At 65.1% G+C, this 461-nt stretch carries 1 protein-coding gene; it reads left to right on the forward strand.

What is annotated here, in order from left to right:
• On the forward strand, positions 1-461 hold a 461-nt coding region (locus tag QWI17_RS17405; protein WP_302723795.1), incomplete at both ends, for a FecR family protein.

Consider the following 461-nt stretch of genomic DNA (forward strand, 5'->3'; position numbering starts at 1 on the left):
GTTCATCGTGCGCGCCGGCCGCGGCCAGACGCGCGTGACCGGCACCCAGTTCAACGTGTGGAAGTATCGTGATCAGGTCAAGGTCACGTTGCTGGAAGGTTCGGTGCTGGTCTCCAGCGACGGCAGCGCCGGCGGCTATCGCCTTGGCCCTGGCATGCAGGCCAGCTACCACAAGGGCGACTTCGAACCGCAACTGGAACAGAGCGGCGACGTTGGCAATAGCCTGGCCTGGCGCAGCGGCAAGCTGGTGCTCGACAACCTCAGCCTGGAACAGGCACTACCGGTGATCAACCGCTACCTCGACGCGCCGTTGCGGCTGGCCGATGCCAGCACCGGGCGCATCCGCATCAGCGGTGTCTACAACACCCGCGAGGTGGAAGGCCTGGTCAACAACCTGCCCAAGGTGCTGCCGGTCTACCTGACCCGCAGCAAGGACGGCAGCACCGTGCTCAACCGCATTT

This window comes from Gilvimarinus gilvus, assembly GCF_030518155.1.
GTDB classification, from domain to species: Bacteria; Pseudomonadota; Gammaproteobacteria; order Pseudomonadales; family Cellvibrionaceae; genus Gilvimarinus; species Gilvimarinus gilvus.